Annotated in this window: 24 protein-coding genes and 1 tRNA gene; 11 read left to right on the forward strand and 14 right to left on the reverse strand. The window is 72.4% G+C overall.

The features are described 5' to 3' along the window. Nucleotides 1-57: 57 nt before the first annotated feature. Together ACWAT2_RS17420 and ACWAT2_RS17425 are read right to left on the reverse strand one after the other, a co-directional pair. Nucleotides 58-459 (reverse strand): FKBP-type peptidyl-prolyl cis-trans isomerase, encoded by a 402-nt coding sequence (locus ACWAT2_RS17420; protein ID WP_402377550.1) that lies wholly within the window; start codon nucleotides 457-459, stop codon nucleotides 58-60. A 65-nt stretch (nucleotides 460-524) separates the two neighbouring features. Then, nucleotides 525-1,418: a LysR family transcriptional regulator gene (locus tag ACWAT2_RS17425; protein WP_402377553.1), complete on the reverse strand. Its 894-nt coding sequence runs from the start codon at nucleotides 1,416-1,418 to the stop codon at nucleotides 525-527. 82 nt (nucleotides 1,419-1,500) lie between these two features. Between ACWAT2_RS17425 and ACWAT2_RS17430 the strand changes: the two genes are divergently transcribed. Then, nucleotides 1,501-2,556, forward strand: coding sequence for a DMT family transporter (locus ACWAT2_RS17430; RefSeq protein WP_402377556.1), 1,056 nt, complete (start codon nucleotides 1,501-1,503; stop codon nucleotides 2,554-2,556). Here the strand turns inward: ACWAT2_RS17430 and ACWAT2_RS17435 are convergent. Genes ACWAT2_RS17435 through ACWAT2_RS17445 form a run of 3 tightly spaced genes read right to left on the reverse strand, consistent with a single transcriptional unit; the run spans nucleotide 2,548 to nucleotide 4,791 of the window. Then, nucleotides 2,548-3,906, reverse strand: a complete 1,359-nt coding sequence (locus ACWAT2_RS17435; protein WP_402377558.1) for an RNA polymerase sigma factor — start codon at nucleotides 3,904-3,906, stop codon at nucleotides 2,548-2,550. The two genes, ACWAT2_RS17430 and ACWAT2_RS17435, sit on opposite strands and share 9 nt — an antisense overlap. Then, nucleotides 3,903-4,325: a YciI family protein gene (locus ACWAT2_RS17440; RefSeq protein WP_402377561.1), complete on the reverse strand. Its 423-nt coding sequence runs from the start codon at nucleotides 4,323-4,325 to the stop codon at nucleotides 3,903-3,905. Before ACWAT2_RS17440 ends, ACWAT2_RS17435 begins: the two co-directional genes overlap by 4 nt. 37 nt (nucleotides 4,326-4,362) lie before the next feature. After that, nucleotides 4,363-4,791, reverse strand: coding sequence for a YciI family protein (locus tag ACWAT2_RS17445; protein WP_402377564.1), 429 nt, complete (start codon nucleotides 4,789-4,791; stop codon nucleotides 4,363-4,365). Between the two features lie 163 nt (nucleotides 4,792-4,954). Here ACWAT2_RS17445 and ACWAT2_RS17450 point away from each other — a divergent pair, with 163 nt between their 5' ends. The 4 genes from ACWAT2_RS17450 to ACWAT2_RS17465 all read left to right on the forward strand — a co-directional run bounded on the left by ACWAT2_RS17450 (nucleotide 4,955) and on the right by ACWAT2_RS17465 (nucleotide 9,099). After that, nucleotides 4,955-6,871 carry a glycoside hydrolase family 15 protein gene (locus ACWAT2_RS17450; RefSeq protein WP_402377567.1) on the forward strand — a complete coding sequence of 639 codons (1,917 nt, stop codon included), beginning with the start codon at nucleotides 4,955-4,957 and terminating at the stop codon, nucleotides 6,869-6,871. Between the two features lie 113 nt (nucleotides 6,872-6,984). Continuing rightward, a complete protein-coding gene (locus ACWAT2_RS17455; RefSeq protein ID WP_402377569.1) occupies nucleotides 6,985-7,851 on the forward strand; it encodes an alpha/beta fold hydrolase in 867 nt (288 codons plus the stop codon). After that, complete coding sequence (locus tag ACWAT2_RS17460; RefSeq protein WP_402377571.1) at nucleotides 7,844-8,440, forward strand: TetR/AcrR family transcriptional regulator; 597 nt, start codon at nucleotides 7,844-7,846, stop codon at nucleotides 8,438-8,440. Before ACWAT2_RS17455 ends, ACWAT2_RS17460 begins: the two co-directional genes overlap by 8 nt. Further along, complete coding sequence (locus ACWAT2_RS17465; protein ID WP_402377574.1) at nucleotides 8,437-9,099, forward strand: hypothetical protein; 663 nt, start codon at nucleotides 8,437-8,439, stop codon at nucleotides 9,097-9,099. The genes ACWAT2_RS17460 and ACWAT2_RS17465 overlap by 4 nt, the downstream gene beginning before the upstream one ends. A gap of 81 nt (nucleotides 9,100-9,180) precedes the next feature. Here the strand turns inward: ACWAT2_RS17465 and ACWAT2_RS17470 are convergent, their stop codons facing one another. Next, entirely contained in the window at nucleotides 9,181-10,005 is an 825-nt protein-coding gene (locus ACWAT2_RS17470) for a Bax inhibitor-1/YccA family protein (RefSeq protein ID WP_402377577.1), read from the reverse strand. A 151-nt stretch (nucleotides 10,006-10,156) separates the two neighbouring features. Then, the gene (locus ACWAT2_RS17475) at nucleotides 10,157-13,489 is read right to left on the reverse strand and encodes an efflux RND transporter permease subunit (protein ID WP_402377580.1); all 3,333 of its coding nucleotides are present in this window, start codon (nucleotides 13,487-13,489) and stop codon (nucleotides 10,157-10,159) included. A gap of 222 nt (nucleotides 13,490-13,711) precedes the next feature. Between ACWAT2_RS17475 and ACWAT2_RS17480 the strand changes: the two genes are divergently transcribed. The 3 genes from ACWAT2_RS17480 to ACWAT2_RS17490 all read left to right on the forward strand — a co-directional run bounded on the left by ACWAT2_RS17480 (nucleotide 13,712) and on the right by ACWAT2_RS17490 (nucleotide 17,282). Continuing rightward, the gene (locus ACWAT2_RS17480) at nucleotides 13,712-16,183 is read left to right on the forward strand and encodes a hypothetical protein (protein WP_402377582.1); all 2,472 of its coding nucleotides are present in this window, start codon (nucleotides 13,712-13,714) and stop codon (nucleotides 16,181-16,183) included. A gap of 175 nt (nucleotides 16,184-16,358) precedes the next feature. Then, on the forward strand, nucleotides 16,359-16,604 hold the full coding sequence (locus ACWAT2_RS17485) for a hypothetical protein (RefSeq protein WP_402377584.1): 246 nt from the start codon (nucleotides 16,359-16,361) through the stop codon (nucleotides 16,602-16,604). A 24-nt stretch (nucleotides 16,605-16,628) separates the two neighbouring features. Next, entirely contained in the window at nucleotides 16,629-17,282 is a 654-nt protein-coding gene (locus ACWAT2_RS17490) for a helix-turn-helix domain-containing protein (RefSeq protein WP_402377587.1), read from the forward strand. Here the strand turns inward: ACWAT2_RS17490 and ACWAT2_RS17495 are convergent. Continuing rightward, a complete protein-coding gene (locus ACWAT2_RS17495) occupies nucleotides 17,259-18,158 on the reverse strand; it encodes an EamA family transporter (RefSeq protein ID WP_402377589.1) in 900 nt (299 codons plus the stop codon). The genes ACWAT2_RS17490 and ACWAT2_RS17495 overlap by 24 nt on opposite strands. Nucleotides 18,159-18,229: 71 nt before the next feature. Between ACWAT2_RS17495 and ACWAT2_RS17500 the strand changes: the two genes are divergently transcribed. From ACWAT2_RS17500 to ACWAT2_RS17510, 3 genes are read left to right on the forward strand one after another with little or no spacing between them, the layout of a single operon-like run. Beyond that, nucleotides 18,230-19,189 (forward strand): LysR family transcriptional regulator, encoded by a 960-nt coding sequence (locus ACWAT2_RS17500; protein WP_402377592.1) that lies wholly within the window; start codon nucleotides 18,230-18,232, stop codon nucleotides 19,187-19,189. A gap of 48 nt (nucleotides 19,190-19,237) precedes the next feature. Then, nucleotides 19,238-19,864, forward strand: coding sequence for a ClpP family protease (locus ACWAT2_RS17505; RefSeq protein WP_402377594.1), 627 nt, complete (start codon nucleotides 19,238-19,240; stop codon nucleotides 19,862-19,864). Next, nucleotides 19,864-20,478: a ClpP family protease gene (locus ACWAT2_RS17510; protein WP_402377597.1), complete on the forward strand. Its 615-nt coding sequence runs from the start codon at nucleotides 19,864-19,866 to the stop codon at nucleotides 20,476-20,478. Before ACWAT2_RS17505 ends, ACWAT2_RS17510 begins: the two co-directional genes overlap by 1 nt. A 15-nt stretch (nucleotides 20,479-20,493) precedes the next feature. Here the strand turns inward: ACWAT2_RS17510 and ACWAT2_RS17515 are convergent, their stop codons facing one another. The 6 genes from ACWAT2_RS17515 to ACWAT2_RS17540 form a co-directional block, all read right to left on the reverse strand. Further along, nucleotides 20,494-20,862 carry a helix-turn-helix domain-containing protein gene (locus ACWAT2_RS17515; RefSeq protein WP_402377600.1) on the reverse strand — a complete coding sequence of 123 codons (369 nt, stop codon included), beginning with the start codon at nucleotides 20,860-20,862 and terminating at the stop codon, nucleotides 20,494-20,496. A gap of 112 nt (nucleotides 20,863-20,974) precedes the next feature. Continuing rightward, nucleotides 20,975-21,048 (reverse strand) — tRNA-Leu (locus ACWAT2_RS17520). Between the two features lie 123 nt (nucleotides 21,049-21,171). Further along, complete coding sequence (locus ACWAT2_RS17525; protein ID WP_402377602.1) at nucleotides 21,172-22,623, reverse strand: NAD(P)/FAD-dependent oxidoreductase; 1,452 nt, start codon at nucleotides 22,621-22,623, stop codon at nucleotides 21,172-21,174. A 69-nt stretch (nucleotides 22,624-22,692) separates the two neighbouring features. Beyond that, nucleotides 22,693-23,646 carry a Ppx/GppA phosphatase family protein gene (locus ACWAT2_RS17530; RefSeq protein WP_402377605.1) on the reverse strand — a complete coding sequence of 318 codons (954 nt, stop codon included), beginning with the start codon at nucleotides 23,644-23,646 and terminating at the stop codon, nucleotides 22,693-22,695. Nucleotides 23,647-23,695: 49 nt separating this feature from the next. Next, nucleotides 23,696-24,220, reverse strand: a complete 525-nt coding sequence (locus ACWAT2_RS17535; RefSeq protein WP_402377607.1) for a DUF501 domain-containing protein — start codon at nucleotides 24,218-24,220, stop codon at nucleotides 23,696-23,698. Between the two features lie 4 nt (nucleotides 24,221-24,224). Continuing rightward, complete coding sequence (locus ACWAT2_RS17540) at nucleotides 24,225-24,899, reverse strand: FtsB family cell division protein (protein WP_402377610.1); 675 nt, start codon at nucleotides 24,897-24,899, stop codon at nucleotides 24,225-24,227. Between the last annotated feature and the right edge of the window lie 152 nt (nucleotides 24,900-25,051).

Below are 25,051 nucleotides of genomic sequence, written 5' to 3' on the forward strand. Positions count from 1 at the left end.
GGGCCCGTGAACGCGAGCTCGCACGGGTTCCTTCGCCCCGCTCGAAACCAAGAACGCTCAGCGCACGCCCACGACGTCGACGACGAAGACCAGCGTCGCACCGCCGGGGATGCCGGCCTGCGGCACGCCGCGCGAGCCGTAGCCGTGCTCGGCCGGGATGGACAGCAGCACGCGGTCGCCCACGTTGCGGCCCACGAGGCCCTTGTCCCAGCCGCCGATGACGGCGCCCACGCCGATCGGGAAGTCGATCGTCTGACCGCGGTCCCAGGAGTTGTCGAAGACGTCGCCGCCCCAGGTCTGGCCGAGGTAGTTCACGACGATGGTGCGGCCGGCGTCGACGACGGGCCCGTCGCCCTCGGCGAGGACCTGCACCTGCAGACCGGTCGGCGCGTCGCCCTCCGGGAACGTGATCTCGGGCTTGTCGCCGAACGAGCCGGTGGCGGTGGGGAGCGTGGTCACGGGATACCTCATCCGTTCTCGGGGAGCCGCGGGTCGTGTCTCCCTGCGGCAGGTGCGCGTCAAGCCTACGCGGGGTCGCCGGCCACCTCGCGCAGCACGTCCACCGCGGCGCGGACCGGCGGCGTGTGGGCGACGGCGTCCTGCACCACCGCGTAGATGGTCCGCGAGGGGGTGGGACGCACGGCGGGGACGCCGATCGTCCCCCGCGGCAGGTGCGCGGCGCCGAGCTCGGGGAGCACGGTGATACCGATCCCGGCCGCGACGAAGGCCAGCGCGGTCGGGTAGTCGTGCGCCTCGACGCGGAACGCCGGGCTGAACCCGGCCGCACGGCAGGCCTCGAGGAGGTTGCGGCGGCACCAGCCGCGGGCGAAGTCGTTGTCGATCCAGGCGTCGTCGGCGAGCTCGGCCAGCTCGATCTCGTCGCGGCCGGCGAACGGGTGGTCCACCGGCAGGACGGCGACGTACGGGTCGTCGAGCAGGTGGTGCGCCGTGAAGCCCTGGCCGGGCTCGTACCCGCGCCGGGCGACGGCGACCTGGAGGTCGGCGCGCTGCGCAGCGTCGGTCGGCACGTCCTCGCGCAGCTCGAGCTCGAGGCGCAGCCCGGGGAACCTGTCGGTGAGCGTGCTGACCACGCGCGGCAGCCAGGCCGCCCCGACGGAGGCGAAGTACGCGATGGAGAGCCGTCCGGTGCGGCCCGAGCGGAGGTCGGCGATGAACGACTCGGCCTCGCCGAGCCGCGCGAGGACCCCGTCGGCCTGGGCCGCGAGCGCCTCGCCGGCCGCGGTGGGCCGCACGCCGCGGCCGTGCCGGGCGACGAGCTGCAGGCCGGTCTCGCGCTGCAGGGCGGAGACGTGCTGGCTCACGGCCGACGGCGTGTAGCCGAGGTTGGCGGCGGCCGCGGCCACGGAGCCGCTCGCCACGACGGAGCGGAAGATGCGCAGGCGGTGGACGTCCAGCATGCCATGAACAATACAGCGATACTGAATGATGCGATAGATATCGGGACTGGTGCTGAACCTTCGCTCGGTCCACCATCGATACATGACCACGAGCAGCACCGCAGCGACCGCGCCCGCCACGGGACCCCGCGCCACGGCACCTCGCGCCACCGGACCCAGCGCCACGACCCGCCGCGCCGGACGTCTGACGGCCGCCGCCATGACCGTCACCGTGCTGCTCTGGGCCTCGGCCTTCGTCGCGATCCGCGCCGTCGGCCACGACGTCGACCCCGGCCCCCTGACCCTCGGCCGCGTCGCCGTGGGCAGCGTCGCGCTGACGGCGATGCTCCTCGTCGTGCGCGCCCGCCGACGCGCCCGCGCTGCCACCACGAGCGTGCCGGCCACCACCGGCGTGCCGGCCGGCCCTGGGCGGACGGCGGTCCCGCGCGGACGCGTGCTGCTCCTCGTCCTGGTCTGGGGCGTGGCCTGGTTCGGCGCGTACAACCTCACGCTGAACGCCGCCGAGCAGCACCTGGACGCCGGTACGACCGCCCTGCTGGTGAACATCGCCCCGATGCTCGTCGCCGTCCTCGCCGGCGCGCTCCTGGGCGAGGGGTTCCCTCGACGGCTCCTGGTCGGGATCGCCGTGGCGTTCGCCGGCGTCGTCGTCATCGCCACCACGACCTCCTCGGGCCGGTTCGATGCCGTCGGCGTCGTGCTGGGCCTCGTCTCCGCCGTCCTGTACGCGGGCGCCGCGACGCTCCAGAAGCGGCTGCTGCCCCGTGTCGACGCCCTCACCATGACCTGGCTGGGCTGCCTCGCCGGCACGGTGGCCTCCCTGCCGTTCCTGCCGGGCCTGGTGAGCCAGGTGTCCGGGGCAACGACGTCGACCGTGCTCGGCATCGTCTACCTCGGGGTCTTCCCCACGGCGATCGCGTTCAGCACCTGGGGGTACGTGCTGACGCGAGCGAGCGCCGGGCGCACCGCCGCCACGACCTACGCGGTGCCGGCCGTCGTCGTCCTGCTGTCGTGGGCACTCCTCGCGGAGGTGCCCGCTCCGGCCGCGCTGCTCGGTGGCGCCCTGGCCCTGGCGGGCGTCGCGGTGGCCACCCTGCCGACGCTCCGGCGCCGACGTGCCGCCGCGACGAGCTCAGCCTGACGGCGGGCCCAGGGCGGCGGCCTTGGCCTCCAGCACGCCGCGCTCGCGCTCGTTGCCGCACCGCTGCGCCGCGGTCTCGAGCTCGCGCCGGGCCTCGTCACGCCGCCCCAGCCGGGACAGCAGCTCGCCCCGCACGCTCGGCAGCAGGTAGGACCCGGCCAGCGCGCCGGAGCCGACCAGCACGTCCACGATCTCGAGCGCCGCCTCCGGCCCGGACGCCATCGACACGGCCACCGCCCGGTTGAGCTCCACCACGGGCGACGGCGCCACCCGGCCGAGCGCCTCGTACAGCCGGACGATCCGCGCCCAGTTGGTGCCGTCCACCGAGTCCGCGACGTCGTGCTGCTCGGCGATGGCCGCCTGCAGCGCGTAAGGGCCCAGCCCCCGACCGGCTGCCTCGGCACGCGCGAGGGCGGCCCGGCCGCGCCGGACCGCCGAGGCGTCCCACCGCCGCCGGTCCTGGTCGGCCAGGAGGATCGGCTCACCGTCCGGGCCGGTGCGTGCCGGGAAGCGGGCGGCCGTCAGCTCGAGCAGGGCGAGCAGCCCGGCCGCCTCGGGCTCGTCGGGCATCAGACGCGACAGGACGCGCGCCAGCCGGATCGCCTCCCGGGCGAGGTCCGTCCGGATCCAGTCACCACCGCCCGACGCCGAGGAGCCCTCCGTGAAGATCACGTACAGCACGTTCAGCACCGATCCGAGCCGCGCGGGCCGCTCGTCCGCGGGCGGCACCTCGAACGGGACCCGGGCCGCGCCGAGCTGCTTCTTCGCCCGGGTGATGCGCGCCTGGATCGTCGGGGTGGGGACGATGAAGGCCCGCGCGATCTCCTCGCTCGTCAGTCCCCCGACCACCCGCAGCGTCAGCGCGACGCGCGCCTCCTTGGGCAGCACCGGGTGGCAGGAGGTGAAGATCAGGGCGAGCTTGTCGTCCTCGATGCGGTCGGGGTCCCACAGCAGGTCGGGCTCGTCGTCGCCCGACGGCGTGGCCCCGGCGTGCACGCCGCCCTCGTCCAGGTCGCGGGCGAACGCCGCGTACCGCACGTCGCGGCCGGCCCGACGGCGGAACGCGTCGATGGCCCGACGGCGCCCGGTGGCGAGGAGCCAGGCCGTCGAGTCGCGGGGCACCCCGTCGCGCGGCCAGCTCACGAGGGCCTCGGCGACGGCCTCGGACGCCACGTCCTCGGCCAGCGCGAGGTCACCGGTGTAGCGGGCCAGCGCACCGACGATCCGCGCGGACTCGATGCGCCAGGTCGCCTCGAGCGCACGGCGCCCGGTGTCGGGACCATCGTCGGTCCCGACACCGGACGCCGGAGCCGGGGTGCCGTCGTCGGGCACCCCGCGCGGTGCGCTCACTCGGTCCCGAGGTCCTTGCGCCACTCCTTCTCCTTCTGGATCCACTCGTTGTCCTGCGGGAAGTCCTCGTCGCCGTTCACCCGGCGGACCTCGAGCTTCGTACCCGGGCCGCTCAGCGGCGCGCGCTTGGCCCACTCGACCGCCTCGTCGCGGGTGGAGACGTCGATGATCCAGAAGCCGTTGAACAGCTCCTTCGTCTCGCCGTACGGCCCGTCCGTCACCACCGGGGTGTCGGTGGAGAAGTCGACGACGGCGCCCTCGGACGCGTCGGAGAGCCCTTCACCGGCGGAGAGCACCCCGGCGTCCATCATGGACTCGTTGTAGCGGCCCATGGCGGCGATGACCTCGTTGAAGTCCGTCTGCTCGTAGGCAGCCTGACCTTCGTCGGTCCCGCGCATGATCAGCATGTACTTCGGCATGGTTCCTCCTCGAAAGACGTTCTCGGCGTGGTGCGGTTCAGAGCTGGCCGGTGCGCTCGCGCCAGGCGCGCTCCGCCTGGATCCACTCGTTGTCCGCGGGGAACTCGTCGATCGTGGGGATGCGGCGGATCTCGGACTTCATGCCCGGGCCTGCCAGCGGGGCCTTCTTCGCCCACGCGACGGCGTCGTCGATGGTGGGGACGTCGAGGATCCAGTAGCCGTTGAACAGCTCCTTCGTCTCGCCGTACGGCCCGTCCGTGACGGTCGGCTCGTCCGTGGAGTAGTCGACGACGACGCCCTTGTCGGCCTCCTCGAGCCCTTCGGCGGCCACCAGCACGCCGGCCTCGATCATCTCGTTGTTGAAACGCCCCATGGTCGCGAGCATCTCGTCGAAGTCGATGCCGGAGTCGGCGAACGCCGCCTCCGCCTCGTCGGTGCTGCGCATGATCAGCATGTACTTGGCCATTCTTCTCATCTCCCGTGATGTGGTGGCCCCGTCTGGACCTTCTCACCCCCAGGTCGAACGGGAAACCCGGGGATCGACACGTCACGTCACAAGTGTGTGAATCTTCTTGGCCCGACGGGGCACGGACTGGCGTCCGGCCCCCCGGGCAGAGCAGTCTGGTGTCATGATGCTCGATGCCCAGCCGACGCCGCGCACCGACGGCCGCAGCTCCTTCCCCTCCATCGCGGAGTACGCGTTCCTGTCCGACTGCGAGACCAACGCACTGGTCGCCCCCAGCGGCGCCATCGAGTGGATGTGCCTGCCCCGGCCCGACTCGCCCAGCGTCTTCTCGTCGATCCTCGACCGGGGAGCGGGCATGTTCCGCGTGGGGCCGCACGGCGCCCGCGTCCCGGTGGCGCGCCGGTACGTGCCGGGCACCCTGATCCTCGAGACCACCTGGCAGACGTCGACGGGCTGGCTGGTGGTGCGGGACGCGATGGTCATGGGCCCGTGGCACAACGTCGAGGAGCGCTCGCAGACGCACCGGCGCACGCCCACCGACCACGACACCGAGCACGTCCTGCTGCGCACCGTGAAGTGTGTGTCGGGCACCGTCGACCTCGAGGTGGTCTGCGCCCCCAAGCCGGACTACGCCCGGGGGGAGCCGGAGTGGGAGTACCTGGACGACGGCTACTCCTCGGTCGTGGCCAGGATGGGCGGCAAGAACCCGGACCTGCGCCTCAGCTCCGACCTCCGGTTCGGGCTCGAGGGGCAGCGGGCGCACGCCCGCACCCGCCTCGAGGAGGGGCAGACACACTTCGTGGCGCTCGCCTGGTCCTCGCTGCCTGCTCCCGCGACCTGGGACGAGGCCTTGGAGAAGATGTGGCGCACCGAGCAGTTCTGGCGCGACTGGATCACGCAGGGCTCGTTCCCCGACCACCCGTGGCGGATCTTCCTGCAGCGCTCGGCGCTGACCCTCAAGGGCCTGACCTACGCGCCGACAGGTGCTCTGCTGGCCGCGGCCACGACGTCGCTGCCCGAGACGCCGGGCGGCGAGCGCAACTGGGACTACCGCTACGCATGGATCCGGGACTCGACGTTCGCTCTGTGGGGGCTGTACACCCTGGGCCTGGACCGCGAGGCGAACGACTTCTTCGCGTTCATCCAGGACGTTTGCCAGGACAACAAAGAGCTGCAGATCATGTACGGCGTGGGCGGCGAGGAAGAGCTCACCGAGTCGGAGCTGTCCCACCTGAGCGGCTACGAGGGGGCCAGTCCGGTGCGGATCGGCAACGCCGCCTACGACCAGCGCCAGCACGACGTCTGGGGCGCGGTGCTCGACTCGGTCTACCTGCACACGCGCAACCGGGAGCAACTCCCGGAGGCCCTGTGGCCGGTGCTCAAGTGCCAGGTCGAGCAGGCCGCCAAGCACTGGCACCTGCCTGACCGCGGCATGTGGGAGGTGCGTGGCGAGCCGCAGCACTTCACGTCGTCCAAGCTGATGTGCTGGGTGGCGCTCGACCGTGGTGCACGCCTCGCCCGCCTCTACGACGAGCCGGACTTCGCCGCGCAGTGGCAGAAGCTCGCGGACGAGATCCACGCCGACATCTGCGCCAAGGGTGTCGACGAGCGCGGCGTCTTCACCCAGCGCTACGGCGACGACGCGCTCGACGCCTCGCTGCTGCTGGTGCCGCTCCTGCGGTTCCTGCCGCCGGACGACGAGCGTGTGCGCGCCACGGTGCTGGCCATCGCCGACGAGCTCACCGAGGAAGGCCTGGTGCTGCGCTACCGGACCGAGGAGACCGACGACGGTCTGCGGGGCGAGGAGGGCACGTTCACCATCTGCTCGTTCTGGCTCGTCAGCGCGCTGTGCGAGATCGGTGAGATCGAGCAGGCGCGCACCCTGTGCGAGCGCCTGCTGTCCTTCGCGTCCTCGCTGAACCTGTACGCCGAGGAGATCGACCCGCACACCGGCCGGCACCTCGGCAACTTCCCGCAGGCGTTCACCCACCTGGCCCTCATCAACGCGGTCATGCACGTGATCCGGGCCGAGGAGGAGCCCACGGACCACCGCGCGTTCCGTACCCCCCGAGGCGCCTGACCGCCGAGGTCGTGGCAGGCCAGCCGGGGTAGTAGTCGGCCCGCCGAGATCGTGGCGCATCGCACGCGCCGCGCCTCTTGCCCTCTTTGGCTAATGCCATTAGCCTCAGGGGCATGGACAATAGCCGAGCACTCCGGCACCTCGATCGGCCCGAGGGCCGCCTCACCTACACCGACACGTCCCCCGCCGACGGCGGCGGCCCGCTCCTCGTCGCCGTCCCCGGCATGGGAGACCTGCGTTCCACGTACGACGACGTCACCCCGGCCCTGGTGGAGGCCGGCTGGCGAGTCGTGGTCGCCGACCTGCGCGGCCACGGCGACGCGGACACCACCTTCACCCGGCACGGCGACGACGCCACAGGCTCCGACCTGCTGGCGCTCGTCGAGCACCTCGACGCCGGCCCCGCCGTCCTGATGGGCAGCTCGATGGGGGCGTCCGCCGCCACCTGGGCGGCCGCCGAGCGGCCCGACCTCGTCCGCGGGCTCGTGCTGCTCAGCCCGTTCCTGCGCGAGACCACCTCACCCGGCAAGCAGCGGCTGCTGCACGCGGCCTACCGCGTGCTGTTCACCCGGCCGTGGGGCGCCGCCGTGTGGGCCGGCTACTACTCGATGATCAGCAAGGGCCGGCGCTCGCCCCGGCACACCGAGCACGTCGCGCAGGTCAGGTCCGCGATGTCCGACGCCGACCGCCTGCGCTCGTTCCGGCACCTCGCCCTGGCGCTCGACCACGGCGTCGTCGAGCGCCGTCTGGCGCAGGTGCAGGCACCGGCGCTCGCCGTCGTCGGCGCCCTCGACCCCGACTTCACCGACCCGGCCGCCGAGCTCGCCTGGGTGCGCGAGGCGCTGGGTGTGCCGTCGGAGCACAGCGTGCTCGTCCCGGACGCGGGGCACTACCCGCAGCACCAGACGCCCGACGTCGTGGTCCCGGCCGTGCTCGGATTCCTCGCCGGGCTTCCCGCGGCGGGTGGTCGGCATGGCTAGGGCCGGGCTGTCGCGCGAGGCCGTCGTCGGGCTGGCCCTCGAGGTGGTCGACGACGGCGGCCCGGACGGGTTCTCCGGTCTGACGCTCGCCCAGGTCGCGTCGCGGGCCGGCGTGGCCACACCGAGCCTGTACAAGCACGTCGGTTCGTTGGCGGAGCTGCGCCGCGAGATCTCCGTCCGCGCCGTCCGCGAGCTCACCGCCCTCGCCTCCCGCGCGACCGTCGGGACGGCAGGGCCCGACGCCGTCCGCTCCATGGCGCACGCCTGGCGTCACTACGCCCGCGCGCACCCAGGACGGTACGTCGCCACCCAGGTGGGGCCGGACCCCGACGACCCGGCGCACGCCGAGCACCGCGCGGCAGCCGCCGAGAGCGTCGCCGTCGCGGTGGCGACGCTCCGCGGCTTCGACCTGCCCGAGGACGGCGTGGTCGACGCCGTCCGCGCCGCCCGGTCCGCCGTGCACGGCTTCGTCACCCTCGAGCTCGGGGGCGGTTTCCGGATGCCGCAGGACGTGGACCGTAGCTTCGACGTTCTGGTCGACATGCTCGTGGCCGGGATCTCCGCACTCGCTCACCAGGACTCCCCGTGAGCGACGTCGTCCGGACCGCGCGCTGGACCGCGGCCGGCGCCGTCGGCGCGGCCGCCGCGTTCCTGCTCTTCCCCGTCCTGCGCCCCTGGCCCGACGAGACGGTGCCGACGGCGGCGCTTGCCGAGGCGTTCGCCTCCGACCGCTGGGTGGCGGCGCACCTCTGCGGGATCCTCGGCATCGGGCTGCTGGCGCCGACGCTGCTCGGTCTCCGCGCGCTGCTGGCCCGGCACGCCGGCCGTTCGTCCGCCGAGGGCGCGGCCACCGCGGCGGTCGTGACGGCCTGGGCGGGCGCCGGACTGTCGGCGTTGTACTTCGGTGCGGAGACCTTCGGCCTGCGCGTCATCGCCCGAGCCGCACTGCGCGAGGCGGACCTGTCGTTGCTCGATCAGGTCGACGTCCTGCGTCAGCAGCCGACGGCGGTCGTCCTGTTCGGGCTCGGACTGCTGCTGGTCGCGGCGGCCGGCGTGCTCACCGCCGTCGCGCTGTGGCGTGCCGGAGTATCGCCACGCTGGGCCGGGATCCCGCTCGCCGTCGGCCTCGTCCTGTTGCTGCCGCAGTTCTGGGCTGGGCCCGAGGCTCGCATCGCGCACGGGGTGCTCGTGGCGGTCGGGATGCTGCTCGTAGCGCGTGCGGCCGTCCGGCTGGCACCCGCGCGCTGAGCCGGGCGCTGCGGGACGACGACGGCCGGCCACCCGTTCGTGGGTGGCCGGCCGTCGTGGTCGTGCCGTGGCGCGACGGCGTCACTCGCGGAAGATCGCGAGCAGGCGCAGGATCTCCAGGTAGAGCCAGATGAGGGTGACCAGCAGGCCGAAGGCCGCCGACCAGGCGAACTTCGCCGGGACGCCGTTCTCGACACCGCGCTTGATGGAGTCGAAGTCGACCATGAGCGACATCGTCGCGAGGATGACCGCGAAGATGCCGATCGCGATGCCCCAGCCACCGGAGCGCATGCCCCAACCGTCGAGCACGCCGGTCCACGTCAGGACCACGTTGACGAGGGAGAACACCAGGTAGCCGACCATGCCGACCAGCAGGAACCGCGTGAACTTGGGCGTCACCCGGATCTTGCCGGAGCTGAACAGTGCCAGCGCCGCCGCGAAGACGGACAGGGTCGCCAGGATCGCCTGCGGCACGATGCCGTTGTAGGCCGTCTCGAAGAACGCCGAGATCCCGCCGAGGAACACGCCCTGTGCGACGGTGTAGAGCGTGATGAGCACCGGGCTCGGGTTCTTCTTGAAGGCGTTGACCAGACCGAGCACGAGGCCCACGATCATGCCGACGATCCACAGGCCCGGGGCGATCGCCCAGGTCGCCGCGCCGACCACCACGAGCAGCGCGAGGAGCCCGGCCGTCTTCATGATGACGTCGGTGTAGGTCAGGCGCTTCGTGTCGACCGGTGAGGCCGACGGCGCGTTGTACATGTTCTGCAGCGACGCGGCGTCGGCGGCCTGGGCGCCGAAACGGCCGGCCTGGCCGGCCGGACCGCCCGGCGCCGTCGCGGTACCTCCGGCACCGCGACGTGGCTCGCCGAAGACGGCGCTGTTCGAGAAGACGGGGTTGCTCATGGGCTCCTCCTGGTCGCGGCTGCCGGGTGCCCGACGACGGGTCGTCGCTCGAGTAGGGCCGGGTCGCTGGCCGTGGACATCATCCTAGGCAACGCACGACCCGGCCGACACGTTCCCGACCGGTCTGTGATCCGTCCGGAATCAGATCCGGTCATTCTCGGGACGCCTTCGCAGCCTGCGCAGCGGCCCGCCGGTCCTGCTTCTCCCTCTGCTTCCTCTTCCGCTTCTCGGCACGCCGCTCACGCCGTGCCACCTTGCGGTCCTTGCGACCCTCGACCAGCACATACAGCACCGGGACGATGAGCAGGGTGAGCAGGGTCGAGGAGATGAGCCCGCCGATCACCACGAGCGCGAGCGGCTGCGAGATGAACGCACCACCGCCGGTGACGCCGATGGCCATGGGCGTGAGCGCGCCGATGGTGGCCAGCGCCGTCATGACGATCGGCCGCAGCCTCTTCCGGGCGCCCTCGCGCACCGCCTCGTCGAGCGACCGGCCACGCAGCCGGTACTGGTTGATGAGGTCGATCAGCACGATGGCGTTCGACACCACGATGCCCACCAGCATCAGCACACCGATCAGCGCGGGCACGCCGAGCGGCGTGTCCGTGGCGAGCAGCGCGATGAGCGCACCGGTCGCGGACAGCGGCACGGAGACCAGCAGGATCAGCGGCTGGACCAGCGACTTGAACGTCGCGACCATGATCAGGTAGACGATCGCGATCGCCGCGAGCAGCGCCAGCCCGAGGTCGGCGAAGGCCTCCTCCTGGTCCGCGGCGACGCCGCCGATCTCCACCGTGGCGCCCGGCGGCAGGTCGAGCCCGTCGACGGCGGTGACCACCTCGGTGCTCAGGGTGCCGAGGTCCTGGCTCTCCGGCGTGATCGACACCGTGGCCGAGCGCTCGCCGTCGACGCGGCTGATCGACGTCGGCGTCTCGACCTCGTCGACGGAGGCCACGTCCGTCAGCGGCACCGTGCCGGTGGCGGTCGGAACCTCGATCTCCTCGACCTCCTCGACCGACTGCGGCGCCTCACCGGTGACGACGACGGCGTCCACCGGACCGTCGCCGAGGTCGACCTCGCCGACGGTCTGCTCCGGGGTCATCGTGCCGGAGACGATGCCGGCCACCTGGGTCTCGGTCAGACCCGCCTCGGCGGCCGCCTCGCGGTCCACCGTGACCTGCAGGACCGGCTGCGCCGAGGCCAGGTCGTTCGTGACCTCCGCGACGCCGTCGAGCCCGGTCACCGCGTCCTGCGCCGCGGCGGCCGCGGTCGAGAGGTCGTCGGTGTCGTGCGCACGCACCACCAGGTCGATGGTGGTGGAGCCGAAGCCGGAGTCTCCCCCGGCGACGCTGACCTCCGTCGTCGGGCCCTCGCCGGCCAGCGCCTCGGCCGCCTCGCGGACGTCGGCCTGGACGGCGACAGGGTCCGCCGCCTCGTCGAGCGTGATCGAGAAGGTGGCGGTCGGTGTGGAACCGCCGCCGAAGAACGCAGCCTCGCCGGCGTCCCCGGCGCCCACCGAGGTCTGGACGGTCTCGATGCCCTCGACGTCGCCGAGCGCCTCCTCCATGTCGCGTGCGGCGTCGTCCTGCGCCTCGAGGGACGCGGTGTCGGTGAAGGTCTGGGTGACCGAGACCGTGTCCTGGCCGGAGTCCCCGATGAAGTTCGTCTCCAGGCGCGGGACGAGGGCGAGCGTGCCGGCGAGGATGCCGACGGCGACGACCAGCGACACCCACGGGTGGCGCAGCGACGCGGCGAGGCTCGGGACGTACGCACGCTGCCAGAGGCCGCGGCGTTCCTTGGCCTCGGCGGCCTCACGGATCGCCTCGCCGCCGTCCTCCGACTCGACGGCGCCCTTGGGCGCCTTGACGAACCAGTAGGCGAGCACCGGCACGATGGTCAGCGCCACGAGCAGCGAGGCGAGCATCGCGATGGCGACGGTGAAAGCGAACGGCCGGAACAGCTCGCCCGTCATGCCCGCGACGAGCCCCAGCGGCAGGAACACCGCCACCGTGCAGATGGTGGAGGCGGAGATCGCCCCGGCGACCTCGCCGACGGCGGTGAGGATCGCCTGGCGCTTGTCCTCGCCGTAGGACAGGTGTCTCTTGATGTTCTCGATGACGACGATCGCGTCGTCGACCACGCGGCCGATGGAGATGGTCAGCGCGGCGAGCGTGAGGATGTTCAGCGTGTAGCCGGTGACGTCCATGACGAGGAACGCCGTGGCCAGGGACAGCGGGATCGACACGGCGGAGACCAGCGTCGAGCGCACCGACAGCAGGAACACCAGGATGATGAGGATCGCGAAGATCAGGCCCAGGCCGCCCTCGGTCGCGAGGCCCTCGATGGACTCCTCGATGAAGGGCGCCTGGTCGAACACGACGGCGGTGCTGATGCCGGCGTCCTCGAGCTCCGCGGCGTTGTCGTCGATGACCTGCTGGACGGCGTGCGAGACGTCGACCGTGTTGCCCTGCGGGGTCTTCGTGATGGCGATGCCGAGCGACGGCTCGCCGTCCAGCCGGGAGAAGGAGTCGGCCTCGGTCGGCGCGACGCTGATCTCGGCGACGTCGCCGAGCAGCACAGGCTCCGGCACCTCCGGGGGCGCGTTGGCGTCCGGCAACAGCTCGTCCTGGCCGGGGATCGCCTCGCCGTCGGCGCCGGGCTCGGTGCCGGTGCCCGACGGCGGCACGTCGGCGGCGTCGTCCGGCACGGTGGCACCGGGGTCGCCCGCACCGGGGTCGGTGGGCGTCGGGACGAGCGGGACCTCCTCGAGGTCCTCGACGCTCTCGACGCGGGTGCCCGCCTGCAGGGAGTAGGTCGCGTCGTCCTCGGTGATGGTGCCCGCCGGGACCACCACGCCGTAGTCCGCCAGGACGTCGGTCACCTGGGTCAGCTCGAGGCCGTCCTTCGCCAGCTCGGCCGGGTCGACCTCGATGAGCACCTGGTCGGCCTGGCCGCCGGTGACCGCCACCGAGCGCACGTCGTCGATCCGCTCCAGCTCGGGCACGAGCACCGTGTCGATCTCGTCCGCGAGGGCGGCGACGTCGTCCGACCCCGCCGCGGCGAGCTGGATGACGGGCAGGTCGTCGAGCGAACCGGTGATGACCTGCGGCTCGACGTCCTCCGGGAGCTGCGACTGGGTGCGGGTGACGGCCGTGGTGAGCCGCTGCGTCGCTGCGTCCATGTCGGTGCCGTACTCGAACTCCACCGTGGTCATGGACATGCCGGTGGACGCCGACGAGCTGAGCGACTCGATGCCCTCCACCGTCTGCGCGGCGGCCTCGAGCGGCTCGGTGACGTTCTGCTCCACCACCTCGGGCGACGCGCCGGGGTAGACGGCGACCACGGCTCCCGCCGGCAGCTCGAGCGACGGGATGAGCTCCTGCTTCAACGACGTCAGGCTCAGCGTGCCGAAGGCGAAGATCGCGATCGTCGCGAGCGCCACGACGGCGCGGTTGGCCAGGGACAAGCGGGCAAGGCGGAACACACACACTCCTGGGGCGGTGAGGGGAGGTGCACGACGGCGGCATCGTACGGCTGCACAACGGAGCCTACTCGCCGAGAGTTCCCGGCCGGTCCGTGCCCCCAGGTCCATGCAAGTTCATGCTGCCTGCACTCCCTGGCGATGCCCTCTAACGTTTTTCGCGGTGTCATCCCGAGGCCCTCGGTAGAGCAAGGTTGCTCACCGGATCGATCGGAGGAGTCTGTCGTGCGCTCACCGGTACACCCGCAGCCCGCCGCTGCCGACGAGCACGCCCGGAGGGAGGCCGGCCGGCGATGGCGCCGTACCGTGGCACGCCTCGTCGCCGTGGTCACCACCGCGTCCCTCGCCTTCGTCGGCGCGTCCGCGACGTGGCTCCCGGCCGAGGAGGCGGTGTCGGCGCCGCGCTTCGACGTGCGGTGCGACGAGCTGATCGAGGGCATCGAGGGCATCGCGGACCTCACGGAGCTGCCCGGCCCGGACGACGGCCTGCCCGACGGGCACACCGAGAGGATCGCCGACTACGAGTACGAGAACCCGGCCGAGAAGCTGCGCGAGTATGCGGACGACGGCAAGGCGCCGTCGGCCGAGGAGCTCGAGAAGGTCGGGACCGACTACAAGAACCACCCGGTGGGCACCTACGACCGCCTGGTCCGCCGCTGGAACTACTACCTGCAGAACGGGTCCGGACAGCTCAGCTGGCGGAGCTGGGTGAACCAGTACATCCCGAACCAGTCGGCGGACGCCCGCGGTGACGGGTTCCACCGCAACGTCGCCAGACGGCTCAAGCTCGGCGGTGCCGAGTGGATGTGCGAGGACACCTCGGTCCGGGAGGACCGCCGCTACGACGCCGCGAACCGCAAGCACAAGCTCGCCTACGAGCTGAAGTCCGGGAGCTCGCAGCTCAAGCTCGAACAGCTCCGGGCCGACCGCGCGCTGCAGCGGCAGGGATGGCGCGTCGCCTACGTGTTCAGCCAGGACCCGAAGCCGGGGCAGATCCGACTGCTGCGGCAGTACGGGATCCGGTACACCGTGATGCGCTCGACGGCGGTGCCGACGAACCCGCCCAAGTCGCCGAGCAACACGATGAACCCACGGTGCGCGGTCCCGGCGAACCCCGCGAAGCTCACCACCCTGGCGACGGCCTGCCCGGAGCGGTCGACCCGCGGACCGGCCAAGAACCTCGCCCTCCGGTCGGGCCGCGACCAGGCGGAGGCGAACCAGATCCGGCAGGCCAACCAGAGGCTCGGGCAGGACGGACGGCGCCTCGGCGGCTTCCGCGGGTTCCGTCCCGGGGGCGTCGACTGGACGTCGCTGGAGCTGCGGTACATCTCGGACGACCCGGAGAACGACGACTTCGGCTACTCCTTCGCGGCGGACGAACTCCCCGAGGACGCGGAACCCGGATTCGGCGGGGAGTCCGCGCTCAACCTGTCGTCCGACGCCCTGTTCACCTGGCTGGCGCTCGATCCGAGCCAGTTCTGGGTGAACCTCAACCCGGACGAGCCCGAGACGATCATCGACGAGCAGTTCGCCACGACGGACGCCGGCCGGGTGCTGCTGGAGGCGGACCTCGCGTTCAAGCGCACCCTCTCCGAGCAGCTGGACCCGGAGACGGAGGTCGGCTCCGAGTTCTGGGACTCGCTCGAGCGGACGGACGACGGGCTCGTCTGCCACGACGCCTACCGGTTCTGGGTGGATCCGGAGCCCGCGACCGTCCGCGAGGACGGCGACGACCTGTACATCGTCGACGCGCCCTTGCGAGCACAGATCGAGCCGATCGAGCTCGACTACGAGCACCCCGGCGAGGATCTCTGCGCCGATGCCCCGCAGGACGTCGTCGACCGGAACAACGAGCTCCTCGCGGACACGTACGCACCGATCCTCGAGGAGGCGGTGAACAACGATCCTGAGTACGCGGACCTGCGCCGCGTGTACACGGCGAGGGTCGCCGCCGAGTGGATCAGGACCCGCGACGCCGAACGGCCCGGAGCGTTCCACGACGTCATCGGTTCGGGTGACGTCTCCGCCTGGCCCGCGCGCACCGAGTGGGACCCCCAGGAGATCTACGACGAGTACATGGAGCGCCTGGAGACGCCCCTCTACCGCTACGAGTGGACGCACGGGGAACAGGAGTGGTTCCTCGAGATCATGGGCGGGGTGATCCTCGACGAGGCCCCCCGCGAGTCGATGCCCGCGGAACGGTTCGAGGAGGAGCACCCGCGGCTCCCCGACACCGTCGACTCCGCACGCTTCGCGGCCACCACGCTCCCGGCGAGGCTCCAGGACCCGGACGAGGTCACCACCCTCGCTACCGACGACACCCCGACGGCGTGGCTCGGCGGCGGCACGTTCCAGGAGCCGGCCGATCCCGGCCCGGACGACCCCGACGACCCGCCGTCGGACGATGACGGAGGCGGCGACGGTGACGGAGGCGGCGATGGCGACGGCGACGGCGACGGCGACGGAGGCGGAGGCGGAGACGGAGACGGCGACGACGCCTCCGGCCCCTCCCCCGGTGACGTCCCACCGGGCGACGCCCCGCACCGTGACCCGCAGGGCCCCACGTACCAGGCGGCCCATCCCGCGCTCGTCAGCACGGGGTTCGACGGTGGCGTGCTGCTGCCGCTCACGGCGATGCTCCTCCTGTTCGGTACGGCCTTGACCTGGGCAGGAGTGCGCCTGCGGCGTCGTCACTGACCGATCCCCGGCCATCAGGCCCGTGCCCGACCGCGTCACGCCGCCGGGCACGGGCCTTTCGCGCGCTCGCAGAAATGTCCCGACGATCGTTTGCAAAGATAGTGTTGCCAAGACCTCTTTGCAGCGCTATGTTGGTGATTGTTCGCCAGCTCGTCAGCCCTCCCAGGAGCCCTTCATGCCGATCGCCGTGACCACCCCGACCCGAACCGCCCGTCAGCTCCTGGACCGGATCTTCCAGCGTCAGCCTCGAACGACGGCTGCCACCCGGGCTGCGACGGCACCTCGCACGGCGACGTCCACGGGCACGCCCGGCGCACGCGCTGCCGCCCGGGATCGCCGCCACGCCGCCGAGGCACGGCGCCGCGCGGACGAGCACATGCGTGACAACGCCGCCCAGACCAACCCGCTGGGGCTGCGCTGACCGCCTCGCTGTACCGTCGTGGCCATGAGCGAGCGCCCCGAGGCCCCGGACCAGCAGGCTCGGCGACCCGAGAAGCTGGATGCCACCCGACTGCGAGGACTCTCGCACCCGCTGCGCGTCCGGATCCTCGACCTGCTGCAGGTGCACGGAGCCCTCACGGCCACCGGTCTGGCCGAGCTGCTCGGTGAGTCGAGCGGCTCGACCAGCTACCACCTGCGACAGCTCGCCAAGCACGACTTCGTCCGCGAGGTCGAGGGCCGGGGCACCGCCCGCGAGCGCTGGTGGGAGGCCGCCCCCGGCGGCTTCTCGATCGCCACGGAGGACGAGGACGACGCCGGGCTGCGGACCACCAAGACGCTGGTGAACGCCGAGTTCGAGCGGGGCCGTCAGGAGAAGATCTGGCAGCTCCTCAACGTCATGGACGTCAAGACCGAACGGACCGAGCTCGCGGAGTGGAAGGACTCCGTCACGCTCATGACCTCCAACGCGTTCGCCACCGCGGAGCAGCTCGGCCGCATGATCGACGCGGTGACCGCCGTCATCGACGAGCAGCTGGCGGCGCTGAAGGACCAGGAGGACGTGCCCGGCGCGGTCCCCGTCCAGATCCACTTCAACGCGTTCCCGGTGGTGAGCGCGGCGCTCGACCGCAGGACGTCAGCCCGCGACGACCGCGCCTGAGGAGAACCGTTCCCGCCGCCGCGCTCCGCCCCACAGCACCCCGACCACCACGAGGACCGCACCGCTCAGCTCCGGGACGCTGACCACCTCGCCGAGCACGACCCACGCCGCCGTCATCCCCACCACGGGAACCAGCATCGAGAAGGGCGCCACCACCCCGGCGGGGTGCCGGGCCATCAGCCACGTCCAGACCCCGGAGCCCAGGACCGTGCCGACCACCACCGTGTAGGCGAGCCCGACGAGCGCCCCGACGGCGCCGGGGTCGTCGAACGACGTCACAGACCTCAGGATCTCGGCCGGCCCCTCGACCACCAGCGCGACCGCCAGCATCGGCACCGGCGGCACCACCGACATCCACAGCGTCAGGTGCAGCGGGTTCTGCGGCCGCGCCTGCCGGTTGGAGATGTTGCCGACCGCCCAGCCCAGCGCGCCGGCGAGCGTCAGCAGGAACGGCAGGAGCGCCGCCGTCTGCGCCTGCTGCCAGCCGACCACCGTGAGGCCCGCGACGGCGACGAGGATGCCGACCACCTGGCGAGAGCCGACTCGTTCGCGCAGGAACGCCGCCCCGAGCACCACCGTGAACGGCCCCGACGCCTGCAGCACCAGCGACGCCAGGCCCGCCGGCATCCCGACGGCCATCCCCCAGTAGAGGAACGTGAACTGCAGGATGCCGAACCCGACGCCGTAGCCGATCAGCCACCGGACGGGCACCCGGGGGCGCGGCACCAGGAACAGCGTCGGCACGGCGATCAGCGCGAAGCGCAGCGCCACGAGGAACATCGGCGGGAAGTGCCCGAGCGACGCGTCGATGGCCAAGAAGTTCAGCCCCCACATGACGGCGACCGAGGCGGCGAGCAGACAGTGTCGGAACGGCATGCGGCCATCGTCCGGCCAGCCTCGATGAAGGACAAGCGAAATGTTCTGCACCTGCTCGGTAGGCTGCCTACATGGACGTCCGACACCTTGAGCTCCTGCGCGAGCTGGCGGACCGCGGCAGCGTCTCCGCCGTCGCGGCCGCGACGCACCGCACGCCGTCCGCCGTCTCGCAGCAGCTCCGCACCGCGCAGCGCGAGCTGGGCGCCGCGCTGGTCGAGCCCTCCGGCCGGGGTGTCCGGCTGACCGACGCCGGACGGCTGCTCGCCGACAGCGCCGTCGACGTCGTCACGGCGCTCGCCGAGGTGCAGGCCCGGTGGGACGCGTTCCGCGACGAACCCGTCGGGACGGTCACCCTCGCGGCGCTGCCGAGCGCCGCCACGTTCCTGCTCCCTCACGTCGAGCGCGCGCTGGCCGGCACCGGCGTGGAGCTGCGCTACACCGACGTCGACATCGCCGAGGCCGCGTTCGGCGCCCTGACGGCGGACCACGACATCGTCCTCGCGCACAGCTTCACGAGCCGGCGACCGGTGCGGACGGACGGGCTCGTCGTCGTGCCGGTGGCCGTCGAGCCGCTCGACGTCGCCATGTCCACAGCCCACCCGCTCGCGGCGCGGGCGACGGTCGACGTCACCGACGTGACCGAGTCCGCGTGGATCGGCGTGCCGCACGGCTACCCCTTCGAAACCGTCCTGCAGAGCATCGAGCAGGCCACCGGCACCCGGCTCGACGTCCGGCAACGCGTCGTCGACAACCGGCTCGTCGAGGCACTGGTGGCGGCCGGCGACCGCCTGGCGATCCTTCCCCGCTTCACCACGCCTGTGGACGACCGCCTCACGCTGCGCGCGCTGACCGGCATCCCGGCGAACCGGCACATCTCCGCCGTGCTGCGGCCGGACCGTGCCCGACGGCGGGCCGTGCGCCAGGTGCTCGACGCCGTCGTCCGCGCGGCCGCGGCCACCGCGCGGCGCCATCACGCCGACCCGGCAGACCCGGGCGGCGGCACGGCGATCTGCCAGGAGCGGATGCGCTGACGGCAGATCACCGTTCCCCCGGCGGCACCGGCGGCTCACGGTGGAGCCATGACCACCACCACGCTCCGCTCGGAGAACCTGCCGCCCCCCGCACCGTTCGACGACCAGCTCGCCACCCGGCTGCTGCACCAGCGCATCGTCGTCATCGGCACCGAGATCGACGACGCCGTCGCCACCCGCGTCTGCGCCCAGCTCCTGCTCCTGTCCGCCGAGGACTCCGCGGCGGACGTCGCCCTGTTCGTCAACTCCCCCGGCGGCTCCGTGTCCGCCGGGCTCGGCGTGTACGACACGATGCGCCTGCTGCCGAACGACGTCGTCACCGTCGGCGTCGGGTTCGCCGCCAGCATGGGCCAGTTCCTGCTCACCGGGGGGACGCCCGGCAAGCGCTACGTCCTGCCGCACACCCGCGTGCTCATGCACCAGCCGTCGGCCGGCATCGGCGGGACGGCGATCGACATCGCGATCCAGGCCGAGAACCTCGAGCACACCAAGCGGGTGATGGCCGAGCTCACCGCGCAGCACACCGGCCGCACCCTCGCGCAGATCACCGAGGACGCTGACCGGGACCGCTGGTTCACGGCGACCGAGGCCGTCGAGTACGGGTTCGTCGACCGCGTCGTCGAGTCCGTCGACGACGTCCGACCCATGGCTCCGGGCCGGAAGGTGGGCCTGTGATGTCGAGCTACACCATCCCCAGCGTCATCGAGCGCACCCCGCTCGGCGAGCGTGCCTCCGACGTGTTCAGCCGCCTGCTGCGCGACCGCATCATCTTTCTCGGCACCGAGGTCGACGACGGCGTCGCCAACGTCGTGATGGCCCAGCTGCTGCACCTGGAGTCGGAGTCCCCCGACACGGGCATCGACCTGTACATCAACTCCCCCGGTGGCTCCGCGACGGCCATGACGGCGATCTACGACACGATGCAGTTCGTGCGCTGCGACGTGGCCACCACGTGCATGGGCCAAGCGGCGTCGGCGGCGGCCGTGCTCCTCGCCGCCGGGACACCGGGCAAGAGGACCGTGCTCGAGCACTCCCGCGTGCTGCTGCACCAGCCGTCCGGGCAGAGCCAGGGCACCGTCTCCGACCTGGCGATCCAGGCGCGGGAGATCCAGCGGCTGCGGGACGAGACGGAGACGCTCCTCGCCCGGCACACCGGCCGGTCGGCGGCGCAGCTCCGCCAGGACACCGACCGTGATCTGATCCTCACCGCGGCCGAGGCCGTCGAGTACGGCGTGGCCGACGCCGTCGTGACGTCCCGCAAGCACGACCCCGGGAGGCTCGCCGCGTGAGCGTCGTGGACGAGGTCAGGCGGCGAGGGCCACCACGTCGCTCGTGGTCGGCGAGCCGATACCCGGCGCGCCGACCGCCCGGACGTGCCGGGCCGACGTCGTCGTCGAGGTCAGGACCCGCACCGGCTCCGACGCCGCGGCGAGCGAGGCATGGGCGTCGGCGACCAGGTCGACCAGGCGCAGGTCGAGGGCGCGGCACACCGCGGCGAGCACCTCCGACGACGGCTCCTTGCGGCCCCGTTCGATCTCGGACAGGTAGGCCGTCGACATGCGTGCTGCCGAGGCGACCTCCTGCAGCGTGCGTTCCTGCCGCCGTCGGGCACGCCGCAGGATCGCCCCGACCAGGTGTCTCAGCAGCGGCTCGTGCCGGTCATCGCCCGTCATGACGACGACGCTACTCCGGGCGGGCGCGTGCCTGCGGGGTGCGCGCGCCGTCCGGGCGCCGGTTCTGCCACGGGCAGAACGGGTACGGCGGGCCCGGCGGTGGCGCGTGAGGTGCCCCCGCCCGGGTTCGAACCGGGACTGGACCGGGTTTAAGCCGGCTGCCTCTACCAGTTGGGCTACGGGGGCGGGTGCCGGAGACGCGAACGGGCGGCTCCGGTCGGCACATCCCGTCACGCTCGGCAGTTCAAGGTACCGAACGGAGCGGAAGGTGCCGACCGGAGCCGCCCGGCCAGGGTCATGCGAAGAGCGTCAGCCCTTCTCGGCCCGTGCGGCCGACGACTCGGCCTTCTGCTCGGTCTTCTCGCCCTGCGGCTTCGGCGGCACCGACGCCTTGCGGAACTCGTCCCGCGGGTCGTGCAGCGAACCGAGCGAGACGATCTCACGGCCCATGAGGAACTGGCCGACCCACCCGATGAGGATGCGCAGCTTGCGGTTGCCCGTCGGCATCGCCATCACGTGGTAGCCGCGGTGCGCGAGCCACGCCAGCGGGCCCTTGAGCTTGAGGAATCCGAACAGCTCGGCGACGCCCTTGTAGAGGCCGAGCGACGCCACGACGCCCACGCTCTTGTGCTTGTACTCCACGAGCTCGTTGCCCTTGAGCTGCGCGATCATGTTGTCGGCGAGCTGGTTCGCCTCGCGGATCGCGTGCTGGGCGTTCGGCGGGCAGAAGCTGCCGGGGTTGAGCAGGTCCGGCACCGCGGCGCAGTCACCGGCGGCCCAGGCGTCCGGGACCAGCTCGCCGTTCTCGTCCTCGACCTGCAGCGTCGCCCGCACGGTCACGCGACCCATCCTGTCGGCCGGGAGGTCCGAGCTCTCCTTGATGACGGGGTTCGCCTTCACGCCCGCGGTCCACACGATGGTGTCGGAGTCGAACTCGACGCCCGTCGACGTGACCACGTGGCCGTCCTCGCAGGAGTTGAGGAAGGTGTTGAGGTGGAACTCGATGCCGCGCTTCTTCATCTCCTCACGAGCCCACTCGCCCATCGGCTCGGAGACCTCGGGCAGGATGCGACCGGTGCCCTCGATCATCACGAAGCGCAGGTCCTCGGACTCGATCGTCGGGTAGTTGCGCGTCGCGTAGCGCGCCATGTCCTCGATCTCGCCCAGCGCCTCGATCCCGGCGAAGCCGCCGCCGACGAACGTGAAGGTCAGCATCCGGCGGCGCAGGTCGGCGTCCCACGTCGAGGAGGCGACGTCCATGCGGTTCAGCACGTGGTTGCGGACCGCGATGGCCTCCTCCACGTTCTTGAAGCCGATGGCGTTCTCCGCCAGGCCCGGGATGGGCAGGGTGCGCGAGACCGACCCGAGACCCACGACGAGCTGGTCGTACGAGACCTCGTAGTCCGGCCCCACCTCGGGGCGGATGGTGATCTTCTTGTCGCCGTGGGAGATCTGGGAGACCTTGCCCTGCAGCACATCGATCCCCTTGAGGGCGATGCGGTGCGGGGCCACGACGTCACGGGCGTCGATCGAGCCGGCGCCCGCCTCGGGCAGGAACGGCGCGTACGTCATGTACGGCCGCGGGTCGACGACGACGATCGCCGCCTCCCGCTTCCCGAGCTTCTTGCGGAGCCGTCGCGCCACGTAGAGCCCGACGGACCCACCGCCGAGCACGACGACGCGCGGGACCTTGCGCGGACGCGGGGTGGGCGCGGCCGCGTCCTGGGCAGGGGTGTCCGTCGACAGAACGTTCTGAGGCATGGCCCCCAGTCTACGACCGACTACGTCCCGCTCGCGCGCGGGTCCGCTGTACGGTCCGTCACCGCTCCCTCAGGCGAGGGAGAGGGCGATGCCGTCCAGGATGTCGCTCTCGGAGGTCACCACGTGCGTCAGCGCGCCGCCCGACGCCGCGACCTCGTCACGGACCCGCGACACGACCTGCGACCACACCAGGGCCCCCGCGCCGATCACGTCCGCCCGACCGGGATGCATGAACCCGAGCGCGAGACGCTCCGCGCGCGTCCGGCCCAGCAGGTCCTCGCAGGCAGCCAGCACATCGGGCACGCTCAGCACCGCGCCGTTGATCGCCTCGCGCCGATAGCTGGCGAGTCCCAGCGCGTGCGCCGTCACCGACGTCACCGAACCGGCCAGGCCCACCAGCGTCGACGTCCGCCCCAGCGGCACGACGGCGGAGGCCGCGTCGAGCGCCGACGTCACGTCCGCACGGGCACGCGAGGTCTCCGCGGCCCCGGGCGGGTCGGAGTGCAGGTGACGCTCGGTGAGCCGCACGGAGCCGACGTCCATCGAGACCGCCGCGTCCGGCGTCGTCGTCCCCAGCACGAGCTCGGTCGAACCACCACCGAGATCCACCACGAGGTACGGGCCCGGATGCTCGCTCGCGGACCCGCTCGTGGCGCCGCGGAAGGACAGCAGCGCCTCCTCCTCGCCCGAGACGACCTCCGGGTCGACCCCGAGCGCGGCACGGACGCCGTCCGCGAAGTCGGCACGGTTGCGCGCGTCCCGGGTGGCCGAGGTGGCCACGAACCGGACCCGGGTCGCCCCGAGCTCGGCGGCCACCTTCGCGTACTCCCGAGAGGCCGCCAGGGTGCGCTCGAGGGCCTCCGGCGCGAGCTCCCCCGTCCGGTCGACGCCCTGACCGAGACGTACGATCTCCATGCGCCGGTCGAGCTCGGTGAGCGTGCCGTCACCGGCGACGTCGGCGACCAGGAGACGGATCGAGTTGGTGCCGCAGTCCACGGCGGCGACACGGGTGCTGCTGCTCATCACGACCGCACCCTCTCATCCGGGGCCGACACGCGCCCGGGCGGGACCATCAGCACGAGCACCGGTCCGGCCGCCACTGGTCACGCACCCGCTCCAGGGCCTCGTCACCCAGCGGGTTCACCCCGGGGCCCGCCGCGAGCGCGTGCCCCATGAGGACGTGGAGACACTTGACGCGCGTGGGCATGCCACCGGCCGAGATGCCCTCGACCTCCTCGACGTGGCCCAGCTCCGCACGCCGGGCCAGATAGTGCTCGTGCGCACGCCGGTACGCCGCCGCGAGCTCGTCGTCCTCCGTCAGCCGCTGCGACATCTCCCGCATGACGCCGTCCGCCTCCAGCCGAGAGGCCGCAGCGACCGCGCCCGGATGGGTCAGGTAGTACGTGGTCGGGAACGGCGTGCCGTCGGGCAGCCGCGGAGCGGTACGCACCACCAGGGGGCGCCCGCACACGCAGCGGGCGGCGATGCCCACCACCCCGCGCGGCGCACGGCCGAGCTGCTCGGCGAGCACCTCGAGGTCGCGGTCGGTCACGGCGGTCGGGTCGTCGGTGAGGTCTGCGGATGGCTCGGAGGTCACGGGGTCATTCTCCCCCGTCGGTGCCACCCGGTTCCACGTCGACGCCGTCGCCCTCGTCACGACCGACCGTCGTGGCGCGCGCATCGGTCACCTGGACCGACTCCCACATCGCCTGGTACCAGGGCGCACCGGTCGGGCCGGCAGGGCGAGCCGGCTCCGTCGGCGCCTCGTCCCCCGCCGGGGTGCCGCCGTCGGCCACCTCGTCCGCGTCGACGACACGCCACACCGTGTCGCCCGGCATCACGTAGTTCAGCCGGGTGCGCGCCTGCTCGACCACGTACGAGCGGTCGTCCCAGCGGCCGAGCTCGTTCTCCAGCCTCGCGCGCTCCGACTCGTGCGCGGAGAGCTCGGCCTGCAGCCGGTCGATCTCGGCACGCTGCTGCACGGCGCCGCGCACCGTCGGCAGCAGCAGCACGAACGCCAGCAGCACCACCACGGACAGCACGAGCAACCGGACGGTGAGGACCTCGGGCAGCACGAGGCCGAGCCGGCTGCGGCGCCGGTCGTCACGCGCCGGACCAGCAGGCCGGCGGGCGCTCTTGCTCTTCGACGGTGCGGCCTTGCTCGCGCCCGTCGCCCGCGAGCGGGCCGTGGACGCCGCCGGACGCGCCGCCGTCCGGGTCCCCGGCCGGGAAGCAGGTCGGCGGGTTCGCGGGGCGGCAGGGCGACGGGAGGGCACCCCCCGATTGTGCCGAACCCGACGGCGGGCGCCCACGACCGCCGTCGGCGCGCCACCGCGTCCCCACTCGCCCCTTTTACCGATGTCGGTAGTTCGTGTCGAGATCGGCAGTGCGCACTGCCGATCTCGACACGAACTACCGACATCGGTAA

The sequence above is a fragment of the Isoptericola sp. GX10416 genome, from assembly GCF_056590155.1.